Source organism: Martinezella calliandrae (assembly GCF_030272695.1).
In the GTDB taxonomy this organism is placed as follows: Bacteria; Pseudomonadota; Alphaproteobacteria; order Rhizobiales; family Rhizobiaceae; genus Rhizobium; species Rhizobium calliandrae.
In genome coordinates this window covers 20,581-37,001 of the sequence record NZ_JARFYN010000006.1, presented here as the reverse complement: position 1 = coordinate 37,001, position 16,421 = coordinate 20,581, and the positions used below count along the sequence as shown (strand labels likewise).

Annotated in this window: 17 protein-coding genes; 10 read left to right on the top strand and 7 right to left on the bottom strand. The window is 61.3% G+C overall.

The window, feature by feature from the left end:
- The first annotated feature begins 4 nt into the window (after positions 1 to 4).
- Genes PY650_RS06155 through PY650_RS06135 form a run of 5 tightly spaced genes read left to right on the top strand, consistent with a single transcriptional unit; the run spans position 5 to position 5,175 of the window.
- Positions 5 to 1,186 (top strand): acyl-CoA dehydrogenase family protein, encoded by a 1,182-nt coding sequence (locus PY650_RS06155; RefSeq protein ID WP_285878163.1) that lies wholly within the window; start codon positions 5 to 7, stop codon positions 1,184 to 1,186.
- A gap of 14 nt (positions 1,187 to 1,200) precedes the next feature.
- Positions 1,201 to 2,382 (top strand): acyl-CoA dehydrogenase, encoded by a 1,182-nt coding sequence (locus tag PY650_RS06150; protein ID WP_285878162.1) that lies wholly within the window; start codon positions 1,201 to 1,203, stop codon positions 2,380 to 2,382.
- 8 nt (positions 2,383 to 2,390) lie between these two features.
- Positions 2,391 to 2,822: an acyl-CoA thioesterase gene (locus PY650_RS06145; protein ID WP_285878161.1), complete on the top strand. Its 432-nt coding sequence runs from the start codon at positions 2,391 to 2,393 to the stop codon at positions 2,820 to 2,822.
- Positions 2,800 to 3,195 carry a RidA family protein gene (locus PY650_RS06140; protein WP_285878160.1) on the top strand — a complete coding sequence of 132 codons (396 nt, stop codon included), beginning with the start codon at positions 2,800 to 2,802 and terminating at the stop codon, positions 3,193 to 3,195. The genes PY650_RS06145 and PY650_RS06140 overlap by 23 nt, the downstream gene beginning before the upstream one ends.
- Positions 3,196 to 3,207: 12 nt before the next feature.
- A complete protein-coding gene (locus PY650_RS06135) occupies positions 3,208 to 5,175 on the top strand; it encodes a 3-hydroxyacyl-CoA dehydrogenase NAD-binding domain-containing protein (RefSeq protein ID WP_285878159.1) in 1,968 nt (655 codons plus the stop codon).
- Between the two features lie 6 nt (positions 5,176 to 5,181).
- Here the strand turns inward: PY650_RS06135 and PY650_RS06130 are convergent, their stop codons facing one another.
- From PY650_RS06130 to PY650_RS06120, 3 genes are all read right to left on the bottom strand, one after another.
- The gene (locus PY650_RS06130; protein WP_285878157.1) at positions 5,182 to 6,393 is read right to left on the bottom strand and encodes an adenylate/guanylate cyclase domain-containing protein; all 1,212 of its coding nucleotides are present in this window, start codon (positions 6,391 to 6,393) and stop codon (positions 5,182 to 5,184) included.
- Positions 6,394 to 6,554: 161 nt separating this feature from the next.
- Positions 6,555 to 7,457 carry an SDR family oxidoreductase gene (locus PY650_RS06125; protein WP_285878156.1) on the bottom strand — a complete coding sequence of 301 codons (903 nt, stop codon included), beginning with the start codon at positions 7,455 to 7,457 and terminating at the stop codon, positions 6,555 to 6,557.
- Between the two features lie 105 nt (positions 7,458 to 7,562).
- Positions 7,563 to 8,303, bottom strand: coding sequence for an SDR family oxidoreductase (locus PY650_RS06120; protein WP_285878155.1), 741 nt, complete (start codon positions 8,301 to 8,303; stop codon positions 7,563 to 7,565).
- Positions 8,304 to 8,790: 487 nt separating this feature from the next.
- Here PY650_RS06120 and PY650_RS37345 point away from each other — a divergent pair, with 487 nt between their 5' ends.
- The 3 genes from PY650_RS37345 to PY650_RS06105 all read left to right on the top strand — a co-directional run bounded on the left by PY650_RS37345 (position 8,791) and on the right by PY650_RS06105 (position 11,054).
- A complete protein-coding gene (locus tag PY650_RS37345) occupies positions 8,791 to 9,039 on the top strand; it encodes a hypothetical protein (RefSeq protein ID WP_432761493.1) in 249 nt (82 codons plus the stop codon).
- Between the two features lie 151 nt (positions 9,040 to 9,190).
- Positions 9,191 to 10,501: an LLM class flavin-dependent oxidoreductase gene (locus tag PY650_RS06110; protein ID WP_432761498.1), complete on the top strand. Its 1,311-nt coding sequence runs from the start codon at positions 9,191 to 9,193 to the stop codon at positions 10,499 to 10,501.
- Positions 10,502 to 10,514: 13 nt separating this feature from the next.
- Entirely contained in the window at positions 10,515 to 11,054 is a 540-nt protein-coding gene (locus tag PY650_RS06105) for a carboxymuconolactone decarboxylase family protein (RefSeq protein WP_285878153.1), read from the top strand.
- Positions 11,055 to 11,206: 152 nt separating this feature from the next.
- Here the strand turns inward: PY650_RS06105 and PY650_RS06100 are convergent, their stop codons facing one another.
- A complete protein-coding gene (locus PY650_RS06100; protein ID WP_285878151.1) occupies positions 11,207 to 11,635 on the bottom strand; it encodes an OsmC family protein in 429 nt (142 codons plus the stop codon).
- A 152-nt stretch (positions 11,636 to 11,787) separates the two neighbouring features.
- Here PY650_RS06100 and PY650_RS06095 point away from each other — a divergent pair, with 152 nt between their 5' ends.
- Positions 11,788 to 13,053 carry a glycerate kinase type-2 family protein gene (locus tag PY650_RS06095; protein WP_285878150.1) on the top strand — a complete coding sequence of 422 codons (1,266 nt, stop codon included), beginning with the start codon at positions 11,788 to 11,790 and terminating at the stop codon, positions 13,051 to 13,053.
- Between the two features lie 18 nt (positions 13,054 to 13,071).
- Here PY650_RS06095 and PY650_RS06090 read toward each other — a convergent pair whose 3' ends face one another.
- Positions 13,072 to 13,254 (bottom strand): hypothetical protein, encoded by a 183-nt coding sequence (locus PY650_RS06090; RefSeq protein ID WP_285878149.1) that lies wholly within the window; start codon positions 13,252 to 13,254, stop codon positions 13,072 to 13,074.
- Between the two features lie 356 nt (positions 13,255 to 13,610).
- Here PY650_RS06090 and ggt point away from each other — a divergent pair, with 356 nt between their 5' ends.
- Positions 13,611 to 15,356 (top strand): gamma-glutamyltransferase, encoded by a 1,746-nt coding sequence (gene ggt / locus PY650_RS06085; protein WP_285878148.1) that lies wholly within the window; start codon positions 13,611 to 13,613, stop codon positions 15,354 to 15,356.
- A gap of 3 nt (positions 15,357 to 15,359) precedes the next feature.
- Here the strand turns inward: ggt and PY650_RS06080 are convergent, their stop codons facing one another.
- Complete coding sequence (locus PY650_RS06080; protein ID WP_285878147.1) at positions 15,360 to 16,022, bottom strand: Rossmann-fold NAD(P)-binding domain-containing protein; 663 nt, start codon at positions 16,020 to 16,022, stop codon at positions 15,360 to 15,362.
- The gene (locus tag PY650_RS37340) at positions 15,917 to 16,228 is read right to left on the bottom strand and encodes an NAD(P)H-binding protein (protein WP_432761492.1); all 312 of its coding nucleotides are present in this window, start codon (positions 16,226 to 16,228) and stop codon (positions 15,917 to 15,919) included. The genes PY650_RS06080 and PY650_RS37340 overlap by 106 nt, the downstream gene beginning before the upstream one ends.
- Positions 16,229 to 16,421: the final 193 nt, after the last annotated feature.

The window sequence follows — 16,421 nt, the reverse complement described above, 5'->3', positions numbered from 1 at the left end:
GGCGATGTCCGCTGCATCAAGCCTAAACGGTCCAACCCGGGACCATCTGGATTGGCCGTTCTTCGACGAACGCCACCGGGAATTTTTGGCTGACATGGACGCTTTCGCTAAGTCCTCAGCCATGGCCGATATCGATCATGGCGATGTAGACGGTGCCTGCCGCAGGCTGGTCAAGGCGCTTGGCGAAGCCGGCCTCATCGCCGCCGCGACCGGGACATCCGATAGCGAACCGCTGATCGATTCCCGCCTCGCCTGTCTCGCCCGAGAAACGCTCGCTTGGCACGACGGCCTCGCCGATTTCGCCTTCGCCATGCAGGGTCTCGGCACCGGTGCGATCGGACTTGCCGGCTCGGCGGAACTGCGTGCCGCCGTGCTGCCGAAAGTTCGCGCTGGCGAGTGGCTTTCCGCTTTTGCGTTGTCGGAGAGGGACGCCGGCTCGGATGTCGCGGCAATGACTTGCGCGGCACGTGCCGATGGCGACCACTATGTCCTCGACGGTGAAAAGACCTGGATTTCCAATGGCGGCATCGCCGATGTCTACACCGTCTTCGCTCGCACAGGCGAGGCGCCGGGCACGCGCGGCATTTCCGCCTTCATTATTTTCGCCGACGATCCGGGCTTCTCGATCGCCGAGCGCATCGAGGTGATCGCGCCGCATCCGCTGGCGACGATCCGTTTCGAGAATTGCCGCATACCGGCTTCGCGCCGCCTCGGCGCGCCGGGCCAAGGCTTCAAGATTGCCATGCGCACGCTCGATATTTTCCGAGCCTCCGTTGCCGCCGCAAGCCTTGGCTTTGCGCGGCGAGCGCTGGACGAGACGCTAGCGCATGTCCGCACGCGGCCAATGTTCGGCGCGACGCTCGGCGACCTTCAGTTGACGCAGGCCGCCCTCGGCGATATGGCGACCGGCATCGACGCGGCGGCCTTGCTCACCTATCGGGCGGCCTGGCGTCGCGACGTGCAGCACCTGCCGACGACGCGCGAGGCGGCCATGGCTAAGATGACGGCCACGGAAACCGCGCAAGCTGTCATCGACCGCGCCGTCCAGCTTTTTGGCGGGCGTGGTGTCAAGGTAGGAGAAATAGCGGAAAAACTCTATCGGGAGATACGCGCGCTTCGCATCTACGAAGGTGCGACGGAGGTTCAGAAACTCATCGTCGCGCGCGAACTTCTGAAAACAAATTGATGGGAGATACGAGCATGAGCCGCGAGATTTTCGATTGGGCCGATCCGTTCCGCCTGACGGAGCAGTTGAGCGATGACGAACGCATGGTGCTGGACACGGCTTACGCCTACGCGCAGGAGAAGCTCGCACCGCGCGTGCTCGAGGCCTTCCGACACGAAAAGACCGATCCGACGATCTTCCGCGAAATGGGCGAACTCGGCCTGCTTGGCCCGACGATTTCTCCAGAATACGGCGGCGCCGGCCTCGGCTATGTCGCCTATGGCCTGATTGCCCGCGAAGTCGAACGGGTCGACAGCGGCTATCGCTCGATGATGAGCGTGCAGTCCTCGCTCGTCATGGTACCGATCGATGCCTTTGGCTCAGAGGCACAGAAGCAGAAATATCTGCCGAAGCTTGCGACCGGCGAATGGATCGGCTGCTTCGGCCTGACCGAACCGAACCATGGCTCCGACCCCGGCTCGATGGTGACCCGCGCGAAGAAGGTCGATGGCGGCTACAGCTTGACCGGTGGCAAGACCTGGATCTCCAACGCTCCGATCGCAGACGTCTTCGTCGTCTGGGCCAAGACCGAAGACGGCGTTATCCGCGGTTTCATCCTGGAAAAGGGCTGGAAAGGCCTGTCCGCACCCGCCATCCATGGCAAGGTGGGCTTGCGAGCCTCCATCACCGGCGAAGTCGTTATGGACAATGTCTTCGTGCCGGAAGAAAACCTGATGCCGAACGTTTCCGGTCTCAAAGGCCCCTTCACCTGCCTTAACTCCGCGCGCTTCGGCATTGCCTGGGGTGCCTTGGGTGCGGCTGAGGATTGCTATGCCAAGGCACGGCAATACGTGCTTGATCGCAAGCAATTCGGCCGGCCGCTCGCCGCCAACCAGCTCATCCAGAAGAAGCTTGCCGACATGGTGACCGAGATTACGCTCGGCCTGCAGGGCTGCCTGCGCCTCGGCCGCATGAAGGAAGATGGCCATCCGCCGGTGGAACTGACCTCCATCCTGAAGCGCAACAGCTGCGGCAAGGCGCTCGATATCGCCCGCGCCGCCCGCGACATGCTCGGCGGCAACGGCATATCGGACGAGTTCGGCATCGCTCGCCATCTCGTCAACCTCGAGGTCGTCAATACCTACGAGGGCACCCACGACATTCACGCCCTCATCCTCGGCCGCGCCATCACCGGCATCGCCGCTTTTTCGAACTGAGGCCGGCCGTGGCGTTCAAAACCACCAGACCTCTGCGCTTCGGAGACTGCGATCCCTCGGGGATCGCCTACTTTCCATCGTATCTAAACATCCTCGTCGGGGTGCTGGAGGATTATTTCGCCTCGCTGGGTTTCCCTTGGAAGGTGCTGGTCGACGATCGTCGCATCGGCGTGCCAACCGTGCGGCTCGACGTGACCTTCGTTAGGCCCGGATTTCAGGGCGACGAGCTTGAATTCGTGCTGGCGGTGCTCGGTATCGGCCGTTCCTCGCTCGATTTGGAACATCAGGTCTCGGCGCATGGCCAAGTCCTGTGGACCGCCCGCCATCGGGTCGTTTCCACCTCTCTCGACACTCATCAATCGCTTGCATGGCCGGACGATATCCGTGCCGCACTGACCCCTCATCTGGAGACGACCAATGCACACCATCCTGCAACCTGAAGGCTGGGCCAAGCCGATCGGATATGCCAACGGCATGGCGGCGACTGGCCGCATGGTGTTCGTTGGCGGCCAGGTCGGCTGGAACGCCGCTTGCGAATTCGAAAGCGATGACTTTGTCGAACAGGTGCGTCAGACGCTGAAGAATGTCGTCGCCATCCTCGCCGAAGGCGGCGCCAAGCCGCAGCACATCACTTCGATGACCTGGTACTTCACTGACAAAAAGGAATATCTGGACAATCTAAAGGGTATCGGCCAGGTCTATCGCGAGATCATCGGCCGGCATTTCCCGGCCATGGCCGCTTTGCAAGTCGTCGCCCTCGTCGAGGATCGCGCCAAGATCGAGATCCAGGCGACCGCCGTCATTCCGGATTAGGAAGGGCTCGTCATGGCGGCATTGCGCTTTTCTGACACTATCTCGGCAACGCTTGCCGATGGCGTTCTCGTCGTCACCATCGACAATCCGCCCGTCAATGCGCTCTCGGTCGATGTCCGCGCCGGTCTGATGGCGGCGCTGGATCATGCCGAAAAGGACAATTCGATTGTTGCCCTTGTGTTGACAGGAGCTGGCAACACCTTCATCGGCGGCGCCGACATCAAGGAGTTCGGCAAGCCTCCCATCGAGCCGCTGCTGCCGCAAGTCATTGCCCGCATAGAAGATTTCTCCAAACCCGTCGCCGCTGCCATCAACGGTGTTGCCTTGGGTGGCGGCGTGGAAGTGGCGCTTGCCTGCCATAGGCGCGATGCCGGTCCCTCCGCCAAAATCGGCCTGCCGGAAGTCAAGCTCGGTATCGTTCCCGGCGCCGGTGGTACGCAGCGCCTACCACGCCTGATCGGCACCGCCGCAGCCACCGAACTGATCTCTAGTGGCCGCCTTGTCTCGGCCACGGAAGCACACAAACTTGGTATTATCGATAACCTGACAGAAAACCCGCTGATCGATGCCGCCATTGCCAGTGCCAAGAGCGCAGCCGATCTCTCCTTGCGCCGCACTGGCGCGCTGTCTGTTCCGCCTGAACCTGCGGAAGCGATCGACAAGGCAGCTACCGAAGCGCTTCGCAAGGCACGTGGTCAGCGTGCGCCCGCCGAAGCCGTCCGTCTCGTTCGCCTCGCCGCAGCGTCCTCTCTTGCAGAAGGGTTAGCTGAGGAACGCCGCACCTTCGTCGAACTGCGCGACAGCGAAGATGCCGCGGCACTGCGCCACGTCTTCTTCGCAGAGCGTGCCGCCGGCAAGGTCGAAGGCCTAGAAAAGGTCGCGCCGCACAAGATCGAAACCATCGGCATCGTCGGCACCGGCCTGATGGGCTCCGGCATCGCGGTCGCTGCGCTGAACGCCGACTATCGCGTCATTGGCATCGAACAAACCCAGGAAGGCGCCGACAAGGGCCGTGAGCGGATTACCGGCATCATGGACAAAGCCGTGCAATCGGGTCGCCTCGATATCAAAAGCCGGGACGATCGTCTTAGCCGATTGACGGTTGCCGCCAATGCGCAAGAGCTCGCGCCAGCCGATCTCGTCATCGAAGCTGTCTTCGATGATCTGTCCGTCAAGACCGAGCTGTTCCAACGCCTCGACGGCATTATTCGCGCCGACGCCATCCTTGCGACCAACACCAGCTACCTCGATCCGAATGTCATCGCAGCTGCAACTGCCCATCCCGAGCGGATCATTGGCTTGCACTTCTTCTCGCCCGCCAACATCATGCGACTGCTGGAAGTCGTGAATTGCGAAAACACGGCGCCGGATGTGCTGGCGAGCGCCCTCGCCTTCGCCAAGCGCCTCGGGAAGCTCGCCGTCGTCTGCGGCGTCACCGAGGGGTTCATTGGCAACCGTATCTTCTCCGCCTATCGCCGTGAGGCCGAATTCATGGTGGAGGACGGCGCGATGCCCCATGAGATCGACGCGGCACTGGAAGCCTACGGCTTCCCGATGGGCCTCTTTGCGGTCTACGACATGGCGGGACTCGAAATCGCCTGGGCGCGGCGCAAACGCCAAGCGTCAACTCGTGATCCCGCTGCCCGTTACGTCGTCATCGCCGATCGCCTCTGCGAAGCCGGCCGCTTCGGTCAAAAGGCCCGGCGCGGCTGGTATGCCTATTCCGATGGCAAGCGCACCGTCGACCCGGAAGTCACCGCCATAATCGAAACCGCCCGTGCTGAAAAGAACATTGCGCCGAAGAGCTTCACCGCAGACGAGATCGTCACACGCTTGCTGAAGGCCATGGCTGATGAGGGTGATGCGCTCCTTGCCGAGGGCATCGCCTCCCGCGCCAGCGACATCGATCTGGTGATGATCAACGGCTACGGTTTCCCGCCACACAAAGGCGGCCCGATGTTTTCGGCTGGGCGCCGGTGAAAGCCGTCAAGCAGCCGACGAAAGCAGCGTGAATAGCTCCTGCGGCCGCTTAACGCCGCGCAGCGCATAGCGGCCGACGGAGACGAGATCGTTGCTCTGGCTGGACGACAGCGCCTCAACGAAATTCGACGACATAAGGACGTTGCGGTCGGCCGAACGGCACATGGAGGCAATGCGGCTAACCTCGTTGACGGCCGGGCCGATGACGGTGAAGTCCAGCCGGTCCATGCTGCCGATATTGCCGTAGAAGACATCGCCGATATGCAGGCCGAGATAGACGTCCGTCACCGGCCTGCCCTCAATCTGCCGTTGGGAATTGAGATCGCGCAGCCGCTGGCGCAGCAGCGATTCAGCCATCAGTGCCGCAGCACAGGCGTCACCCGCATCGCGGGCCTTAAAGATCGCCAGCGTGCCATCGCCGATCAGTTTCAGCACATTGCCGCCGGCCTCATGGATCGAGGAAATCACAGCGTCGGCGTAGGCGTTCAGCATCGGAATGATTTCATCCGGCTCGGCCGTGTCGGAAATGCGGGTGTAGTTGGCGAGGTCGGAAAACCACAGCGCCGCCGAGATGCGCTCGGCCTTACCGCGCGTGATCTTGCCCTCGAGAACATGCCGGGCGGCATCTTCGCCCAGATAAACCTCGGCGATAGTGCGAGCAATGCGTCCCATGGCGGTGCATTTGATCGCCAAACCCAGGGCCGGTGTGAGCTTGCGCAACACATGCAGGTCCTCGTCGAGGAAACCCGCTTCGGCCGCGGTGGCGAAATGAGAATAGAAACAATCCATCTCGCCGATCGTGCCACCCTCTTCGAACCGGTGCACCATGGCGAGGTAATCAGTATGTCCATCAGTCTTCAGCGTATCAAGCCCGAAGAAATCGATCGGGTCACCAAAACCGATGCGGCGACGCACCTCGTCCCCGCCTGTCGTCAGCAAATGATAGAAGGAAGAGCGCAGCCAGTTCTCGGCGGCGATCCCCTGATGCGACGGGCCATATTCGAACTCGCGCTCGATCACCTGGTTGCCGTCCCAGCGGAAGGCACGACCTTCATAGACAGGATGGAGCGTATCCATCAGCGCCATGGCGCGATCGACATTGAGCCCGCGCTGGCGGCAGGCCTCGCAGAATCCCGCCAGGATGTCGGCTTCCCCCATGCCCTTGAGGCCGCTCTGCATGAGCCAGGAGGCGATTTCGCCAATGTCCTTGTCGTTCATGGATATCTCCGACCCCGGAATAGATTCGCTTTAATACGAAATAGGCGGCCTTGGAACGCAGCACAACGCAAATAGATGGTCCATCGAAACAAACGATCGCCGCCCCTGTGGCACAGAAGCGGCGATTTCAACCTTTAAAATGGTGCGGCGGGACAGATGGTTCAACCCTTCACATGTGGCTTCAGCAGATCTTCCAGCCCGATGCGGCGGAAAAGCTCGGCGCGAACGCGATCGGCAACGCCGTTGACGATTTCCGCGCCGTCCTCGGACGGATCGATATGGGTGCGAAACGGACGCGTGCCGAAAGGCATGTTGACGACATCGACGATAGCGACAGCGACCGCGGCGGCATCGGCGTCGGCGGGCTCCAGCGACGCCAGACCCTTCAGCGCCTGGTCCGGAACGCCGGCATAGGGACCAAGGTCATATTCGGCGGCACACGCCTTGTCGGCGGGCGAGCCGGAATGAGCAAAGTGGTTGGTGCCCTTGGTGAAGGCGCCGGGTACGATGATGGCGGTTTCGATGCCCCAACGGGTCAGTTCGGACGCGTATGAGACGGCGAGCGAATCCATGGCGGCCTTGGCTGCGAAATAGGGCGAGAGGTACGGCGGCGTGCCACCGCGGGTGCTGGAAGACGACACCCAGACCACCAAGCCCTTGCCCTTTTTGCGCAGATGGGGCAGCGCTGCGCGGTTGACGCGCTGGGTGCTCAGGACGTTGATGTCGTAGAGCTGGGCGAACTGTTCCGGCGTGAAGGCTTCCGCCGGGCCGAAGGACATATGGCCGGCATTGTGAACGATGACGTCGATATGTCCTTCCTGCCCGATGACCTTGGCGATGCCGGCTTTTACGGAAGCGTCCGACGCGACGTCGAGTTCGACGGCCTTGAGGTCCACGCCGTTCTCCTTGGCAAAGGCGGCGACCTCAGCGACCTGCGGCGCATTGCGGCCTTCCGTTTCGCGCATGCTGGCATAGACGGTGTGGCCGGCCTTAGCGAGCGCACGGGCAGTGAGAGCGCCGAAGCCGCTCGATGCACCGGTGATGACGATAATTTGTTTGCTCATGATCCTATTCCTTTTCGAAGTGGCTATGTTGCGGATGGGTCAAATGGGTTCAGAGCGGTATGAGGTGGTGGCGACGGGTCCTGTTGCGCCGCCACTTGAGAGCGCTCAGACCATGCCGCCATTGGCGCGCAACGTCTGGCCGTTGATCCAGCGGCCGTCGGGGCCTGCGAGGAAGGCGACGGCGGCGGCGATGTCTTCCGGCGTGCCCAGGCGTTCCAGCGGGTTCATCTTGGCCAGGCGGTCGATCAACTCGTCGCTCTTGCCGATGAGGAAGAGGTCGGTGGCCGTCGGGCCAGGAGCGACAGCATTGACCGTGATCGAGCGGCCGCGCATTTCCTTGGACATGATGCCGGTCAGCGTTTCGACGGCGGCCTTGGTGGCGGCGTAGACGCCATAGGTCTCAAGCTTGAGCCCGACGATGCTGGTGGACAAGTTGATGATCCGGCCGCCGTCGCGCAAGCGCTTGCCGGCTTCGCGCAGCGTATTGAAAGTGCCCTTCAGATTGATGGCCATGTGCCGGTCGAAATGGGCGTCGTCGGCATCGGCGATTTTGGCGAGCTGCATAATGCCGGCATTGTTGACCAGGACGTCGACGCCACCAAAAGCAGCTTCGGCTGTATCGAACATGCGGCGCACGGCTTCGGCGTCGGAAACGTCAGCCTTGGCTGTCAGCGCCTTGCCGCCCTTTTCCTCAATCTTGCGTGCCAGCTCCTCGGCCGCTGCTTCGCTGCCGGCATAATTGATGACGACGGTGAAGCCGTCCTTTGCGAGGCGTTCCGCAATCGCGGCGCCGATACCGCGGGACGCGCCTGTAACAATAGCTATTTTGTTGGAATTGTTGGTCATTGCCTTCATCCTTCGCTGCGATTGCGCCGTAGCGCGTTTCGATGAGAGGAAGATGCTCCTTTTCATGCGGCGGATAATCATGCATTATTTGACATCACTATCCGAAATTGACGAATAAAGAAAAGTGGACAGATTCGATGCCGTGGGGTGTTTTCGCGCATCGTGGAACGGCGCAGGATTGACGCAGGCCGCCGAAGACACCGGCCTGCCGCGCTGTCGGTGAGGGAGGCCGCTAAGCAGCTGGGGGCGCGCCTCAGCCTTGGCCTGCTGCAGCCAGCGACTAGGCATGTCAGTCTGACGCTGGATGGCGAGAGCTATTGGCGGCGCTGTCTGTGGAAACTATCCCTTGTGAGGATGCCGAGGGCGCCTTTGCGGGAGCCAAGCCGAAGGCATTCTGCGCTTTGATGTGCACTTCACTCTCGCCTGGCATTTCGTCTTGGCGAAACTTTCGTCTTTCCGGGGGACTTATCTGGAGATCGAGCTTTACATGACAGAGCGCCTGGGCCTGTTTCAGGTGCCGCGCTATCAGGCCGAATACGCCCTGAAATCCGACGAGCTCCCTCACGTCCCCAAGGGCTTTCGGCCGACGAAGACGCCCATCTCGACGCTTATCCCCATAGTCGCCAGCGCTCCCCTCGCGTGCTTGCCTTCATCGACCGGCTCGTCAAGGTTTTTGCCCGGCAAACCGCGGTGGAAAGCGTCGCTGGATGAATATTGCGTGGAACCGATCAAATAAATGAAATCGGCTCTTTGAATGCGTCGATAACGCTCCTACGTCGAAAGGAAATGTCTTGCCGGCGTTTGCCTGCACAGGCCGCCATGAACCAGTGATATCCGAGAGGGATGGACCCGTGAGTGAACAGAAGCAATTGAAGCTTGGGGCCTTCATGCGCCCTGTCAGCCTGCATACCGGCGCGTGGCGCTATCCCGGATCCTATCCGGATGCGAATTTCAATTTCAAGCATATCAAGAGTTTTGCGCAGGCGCTGGAACAGGCGAAATTTGATGCCTTCTTCATGGCGGATCATCTCGCCGTTCTTAACATGCCCATCGAGGCGCTAAAGCGCAGCCAGACCGTGACCTCGTTCGAGCCCTTCACGCTGCTCTCGGCGCTCGCGGCCGTAACCGAAAAGATCGGTCTCGTCGCCACGGCCTCCACCACCTTCGACCAGCCGTACCACATCGCCCGTCGCTTCGCCTCTCTCGACCATATCAGCGGCGGTCGCGCCGGCTGGAATATCGTCACCACATCCAATCCGGACGCGGCCCTGAATTTTGGCCTTGAAGAGCATATGGAGCACGGAGAACGCTATCATCGCGCACGCGAGTTCTACGATGTCGTCACCGGCCTCTGGGACAGCTTCGCTGACGACGCTTTCCTCCGCGATGCCGAAAGCGGCATCTTCTTCGACCCGGAAAGGATGCATGTGCTTGCCCACAAGGGCGAAGAGTTGAGCGTTCGCGGTCCGCTCAATATTGCTCGCCCGCCGCAGGGGTGGCCGGTGATCGTCCAGGCTGGGCAATCAGATGCCGGACGCCAGCTTGCCGCCGAAACTGCCGAAGCGGTCTTCGCCGCCCCTCGCAATCTCGCCGACGGCAAGGCGATCTTCGCCGACATCAAGGGCCGGATGCAGTTGATCGGCCGCAATCCGGATCACCTGAAGATCCTTCCGGCTGCCTTCATCGTCGTCGGCGATACCGTCGAGGAGGCGAAAGCCAAACGTGCCAAGCTCGATAGCCTCGTCCACTACGACAGCGCCATCGCCTCCCTGTCGATCGCGCTCGGTCATGATGCCTCCAGCTTCGATCCCGATGGGCCGCTGCCGGAAATCCCGGAAACCAATGCCAGCAAGAGCGGCAGGGAGCGCGTCATCGCGCTGGCCGAAGCGGAACAGCTTACCGTGCGCCAGCTTGCCCAGCGCCTCGGCGGCTATGCCGGCCTTGCCTTCGTCGGCACGCCACAGACAATAGCCGACGAGATGGAGCAATGGCTGTACGAGGAAGGCTCGGACGGCTTCAACGTCGTCTTCCCCTTCCTGCCGCAGGGCTTGCAAGACGTGACAACGCGCGTCGTTCCGGAACTGCAGCGCCGCGGCATTTTCCGACTCGAATACGAGGGCACGACCTTGCGCGAGCATCTCGGCCTTCCGCGCCCGCAGAACCGCTTCTTCCCACAGGTTTCCGAAGCGGCACAGTGAAAGACAAAAGCCGATGAGCCATATCACTCAGATCGATTACGACATCGCCTCCGACGCCGTCCGCGCCGAACATGATCGCGAAGTGCAGCTGCGCGGCCGCATGACCAATATGAAGCGGACGCTGCTGCATTCACCGGTGGCACACCGCGTCTATGCCGAATGGTTTACGCTGCGAGATGAACTGCGCCCGGCGCTGGACGACCGCGCCGTCTGGCTTTTCTGCCACGCGATTTCGCTGGAAAGCCGCGCGATCATCCCGGTCGGTTTCTTCCGCCGGGCACTGACCAACGCCGGCCTGACGCCGGAAACCATCGTGCCCACCGAAGACGAGGCGCTGCTGATCAATTTCGGCAAGGCCATCGTCAGGGATTCCAATGCCGTGCCGGAGGAATTATGGGACCGATTGAAGGCACGCTACGATGAACCGACACTCGCCAATCTCGTGGCTTTCGCCGGCATCATGATCGCCACGGCAATCTACAACAATGTAGTAAAGGTGGATGTCGATCCGGAGCTTGGGCCTTACCTCGAGGGCTTTGAGCTGCCGGCGTAATAATAAAAAGCCCCTCACCCCGTATTGACGGAGAGAGGGAGCGATACCGTCAAAACCCTTTGCCCCGCGTGCGGGCAGAAGGTGGAGCTGAACAATTGAAATTGAGCGAAGCGAACTGACAAAGAACGGATGAGGGGCTTTTCGGAATTGAATTACCCCGAAATCACCGTCTCGAATTTCGGATTTCCACGGATCGTATTGCTGACTGTGCAGATCTCGTCCTCGGCGGCGTGCGCGATGGCATTGCGGATCTCGTCGCCGAAATCACCTTTGATCGTGAAGGCAATGTTGAACTTTTCGACGCGCGACAGCCCTTCCGTCGCCTTCTCGCCAGTCACGACGGCAGTTACCTCCGTCAGCTTGTCGAGTACGCCGAGACTGCTCGCGGCCATGCGGGCGCTGAGCACGAGGCAGGCGGACAGCGAGGAATAAAGCAGGTCAAGCGGATTGAAGCCCGGTTGCGACGGCGAGGTGACGATATCGATCTCGCCGCCGGTCACGGACGTCACATGCGGAAGACCGGTGCGACCGACGGTTGCGGTCGCGCCGGTCTTTCTCGTCTTCACCTTCAACTCGGCCATATCGAAATCCCTCAGGTAAAAATATTGAAACTGCTCCGCAAAACATAGGGATTCATCTCACCCGACACAATCGCCCTTACCAGGCCTTGCGTGTTCGCGTCAGTTGCGCCACCACATGATCAGAAGCTCATCGCAGACAGGTAGATTTCGATATGACCGTTTCCGATCCCCGTGCCTTCCTCATCTCCCTCTTCGACGCAGCCGTTCGCGCCGCCGATCCGATGACCGGCATCCGAGCGCATCTGCCGGCAAAGCCGAAGGGGCGGACGATCGTCCTCGGCGCCGGCAAAGGATCAGCGCAGATGGCAGCAGCCTTGGAACAGTGCTGGGATGGCCCACTGGAAGGCCTGGTGGTGACGCGCTACGGTTTTGCCGCCCCTTGCCGCTATATCGAGATCATCGAAGCCGCCCATCCCGTTCCGGATGAGGCGGGCCTCGTCGCCTCCGGGCGGCTGCTGAAACTGGTCGAGGGACTGACGCAGGACGATCTGGTGATCGCTCTGATCTCCGGCGGAGGCTCGGCCCTGCTGCCCTCCCCGGCAGGCAGCCTTACCCTTGCCGACGAGATCGCCGTCAACAAGGCGCTGCTCGCCTCCGGCGCGCCGATTTCGGCGATGAACGTCATCCGCAAGCATCTGTCCACCATCAAGGGCGGCCGCCTCGCGACAGCAGCCTATCCCGCCAAGGTCGTCTCGCTGGTGGTATCAGACATTCCGGGCGATGATCCGGCCCTCGTCGCCTCCGGACCGACAGTACCGGGCGCCGGCACACGCGCCGAAGCGCTGGATCTCATCCGCCTTTACCGCATCGAACTGCCCGCCTTTGTCCTCGCGCATATCGAAAAGCCGGAAGCCGATGCACCCCGGCCGGACGACCCGCGCTTTGCGCGCAACGAAACGCATGTCATCGCATCGGCCGGTGTCTCTCTGGAGGCTGCGGCCGCTGCAGCGCGCGAGGCCGGCATCGAGGCGGCAATTCTTTCGGATGCGATCGAAGGCGAAGCCCGCGAAGCAGCCCACGTTCATGCTGCCATTGCCCGCGAGATTCTGAACCGCAATCGGCCCTTCGCCAAGCCGATTGTGTTGCTGTCCGGCGGGGAAACGACGGTAACGCTGACAGGCAAGGGCAAGGGCGGGCGAAACTCCGAATTCCTGCTGTCGCTGGCGATAGATATCGACAGCCACGTCGGCATTTACGCCATGGCTGCCGACACCGACGGCATCGATGGCAGCGAAGACAATGCTGGCGCCTTTGCCAACGCAGGCACGGTAGCCCGGCTGCGCAAGGCCGGGCTGGTGCCCGCCGAGATGCTGAGAAACAACGATGCTTGGTCGGCATTCAACGCAATCGGCGACCTGTTCGTGCCCGGCCCGACCGGGACGAATGTCAATGATTTCCGGGCCATCCTGATCGCTTAGGCACAGGAGCCGAACACATCACTGACCGGTTGAGCAATCCTCGCAGCGCCAATAAGCGGGCGCTGTCGATGCCCAGCGGAAAAAGTGACGGCGGCAATGTGTGCATTCGATTTCGACGACATGTGCCGTCCGAGCGATGACGAGCGCCTTCGGCTGGCTATTGCGTTCATTCTTCCATTGCTCGAGTTTCGTGACGATCATGTCAGTCCTCCACGCAATACTTCCGCCTGCGACAGGCACTTCCCTAAAGTAGACTGCACTGATGAAGAAAATATTGCGAGTGTGAAATGTTACTCATCCGAATTTTAAGCGGATCTAATAGGAAAGATGGATTGTGCGCCCCTCGCGTCTAATGCGCTTGGATTAACCCGACCGGCCAGACGACGACCCTGCTAATCTTTGGGGTGATGTGCCTTCTTCCATCAGCCCCCGATTCCAGGCATCCGGCTGCGACGGGCCGGGTAGCAGAAATTTCAACATTAGAACGCTCTTCAACACTGGACACAACGCCCGCGATAGGTTCCCTTAGCAAAATATTACCTCGGGAGGGACCATCCATGCGCCATTTCTACCAGCGGGCGATTTCCTCAGCCGCTGTCTTCGCCCTCGGGCTCTTTTCCATCACCACCGTTCAAGCGGCAGCGCCGCAGCCGGTCGAGGCCGAGCACGGTATGGTGGTCACTGCCCAACATCTGGCGACCGAAGTCGGCGTCGACGTACTGAAGAACGGCGGCAATGCCGTGGATGCTGCGGTTGCGGTTGGTTATGCCTTGGCCGTGGTTTATCCGACCGCCGGCAATATCGGCGGCGGCGGCTTCATGACCATCCGGCTGAAGGACGGCAAGACAACCTTCCTGGACTTCCGCGAACGCGCACCGCTTGCCTCGACCAAGACCATGTATCTCGACGACAAAGGCAATGTCGTCAAAGGCGCAAGCACGGACGGCTATCTTGCCGTCGGCGTGCCGGGATCAGTCATGGGATTCGAGACGGCGCGCGAGAAATATGGCACGAAATCCCGCCAGGAGCTGATGGCGCCGGCAATCCGTTACGCCAAGGAAGGGTTCACTCTGGACCAGGCGGATGCCGCCGAGCTGAATGAAGGCAAGCAATGGCTGGCACGCGATCCGGCTGCTGCCGCGATCTTCGTCAAAGAGGACGGCAAACCCTTCGCCACCGGCGACACGCTGACACAACCGCAGCTGGGCGCGGCCCTTTCCAGCATCTCGCAACAAGGTCCAGACGGCTTCTACAAAGGGGCGACCGCCGACGCCATCGTCAACGCCAGCCGCGACAAGGGCGGCATTCTGGCGAAGGAGGATTTCGACGCCTACAAGGTCCGCGAACTCGATCCGGTGAAATGCAATTACCGTGGCTATGAGATCATCTCCTCACCGCCGCCCTCTTCCGGCGGCGTGATCATCTGCGAAATCCTGAACGTGCTGGAAGGCTATCCGCTTTCCTATACCGGTTACGGCTCGGCAGACACCACGCATCTCATGGTCGAAGCCATGCGTCACGCCTATGTCGACCGCAATTCCGCACTGGGTGATCCTGATTTCGTCAACAATCCCGTCAGCAAGCTGCTGGATAAAGACTACGCCAAGAAAATTCGCGACAGTATCGATCCGTATCGCGCCGGCGTCTCGAAGGATCTGATGCCGAACGGCCTCGGCGAGAGCCACGAGACGACGCACTATTCGATCATCGACAACGACGGCAATGCGGTTGCCGTTACCTATACGCTGAACGGTTCCTTCGGCGCCGGCGTGGTGGCACCCGGCACCGGCATCCTGCTCAACAACGAGATGGACGATTTCACATCCAAGCCGGGCGTACCGAACCTCTACGGTCTGGTGCAGGGCGAGGCCAACGCAATCCAGCCGAAGAAGACGCCGCTTTCCTCGATGAGCCCGACCATCGTCGCCAAGGATGGCAAGCCCTTCATGGTGATCGGCAGCCCCGGCGGCGCGCGCATCATCACCATCACTCTCGAATCGATCGTCAATGTCATCGATTTCGGCATGGATATTCAGCAGGCGATCAACGCGCCGCGCATCCATCACCAGTGGCTGCCGGACAAAATCTATACCGAGCCCTACACGCTGTCTCCCGACACGATCAAATTGCTGACCGGCATGGGCTATAATGTCGAGGTCGGCGGCGATTGGCCGGTCTGGGGTCAGGCCGCCGGCATCCTTGTCGGCGGCAAAAGCCTTGGCGATATCGCCAAGGGTGACGGAGCCCGCTACAACGGCGCAATGGACAGCCGTGCCGGCTCGGGTCTCGCCGAAGGATACTGATCCTCAGGCGATCTTGGCGAGCTCGGCGAGCACGGTTTCAAAAGGCGTCGGCGCGACCAGGTGTTCGTTGACACCTGCGGGCTCGAAGTCGATCCAGCCGGAGTTGAAGCTTTCGATCATCTCGATGCGCGGCTCCGGCCATTCGGCGCCCTGCTCCCGGAAACGCGCTTCCCACTCAGCGCGCGCCACGGGTTTGGCGACGACGGTCCGACCGATGGCTTGGCCGATCAAGGTCGCGATTTCTGCCTGCGTGTAGCGCTTCGGTCCCTCAATCTCGATCACCCGGCGACCGGTCCAGCTCTCGGCCATCGTCCTTGCCGCAATGGCACCGATATCGACGGTGGCGATCATCGAATAGGGCTTGTCGAGGGGCGCCAGATAGCTCGGCATTTCCCCGGTTTCGCGCGCCGGCGCGATATCCCACAATGAATTCTCCATGAACCAGGTCGGTCGCAGAGTAGCGATGGGCATGGTTAACGGCGCAAGCGCTTCTTCCAGCATGTACACCTGGGTGATGAGCCCGAGACCGTAGTTGCGTTGACCGCCGATCGACGACAGCATCAAGACCTTACCCGGCTGCGCGCGCTGGATGGCGGCCGCTTGAGCCGTGGCGTCCCTGCGGGCCCCCGGGAAACCCGGCGCGGGCGTGAAATTCGGCGAAGCCATGACGAAGACGCCTCCGCAGCCCTCGAACGCCGTGCCAACGCATCGGCGTCATCGAAAGTGGCAACGGCGACCTCCGCGCCAAGCTCTTCCCATTCCGCGCCCTTGGCTCGGTCGCGAACGACAGCGCGGACCCTGTGGCCGGCTTTCAGGAGCGTACGAGCGGTCGTGCCACCGACCTTGCCGGTGACGGCCGTGATTGCAAACATGATCTTCTCCAATGCGACAGATGTGGTTAGGTGTTGGAAATCAGGCGGCTGGGACGGCGTCAATAATCGCCGGCATCCCCGCGGCGCAGGCGACGAATAGAACGCTTCCTGAGTGTGTTCATGGCGGGCCTTCGCTCTGGCTTCGGACACCTTTATGCAGCAGGATGGAACATGACTTAAGTGCGGATATGTC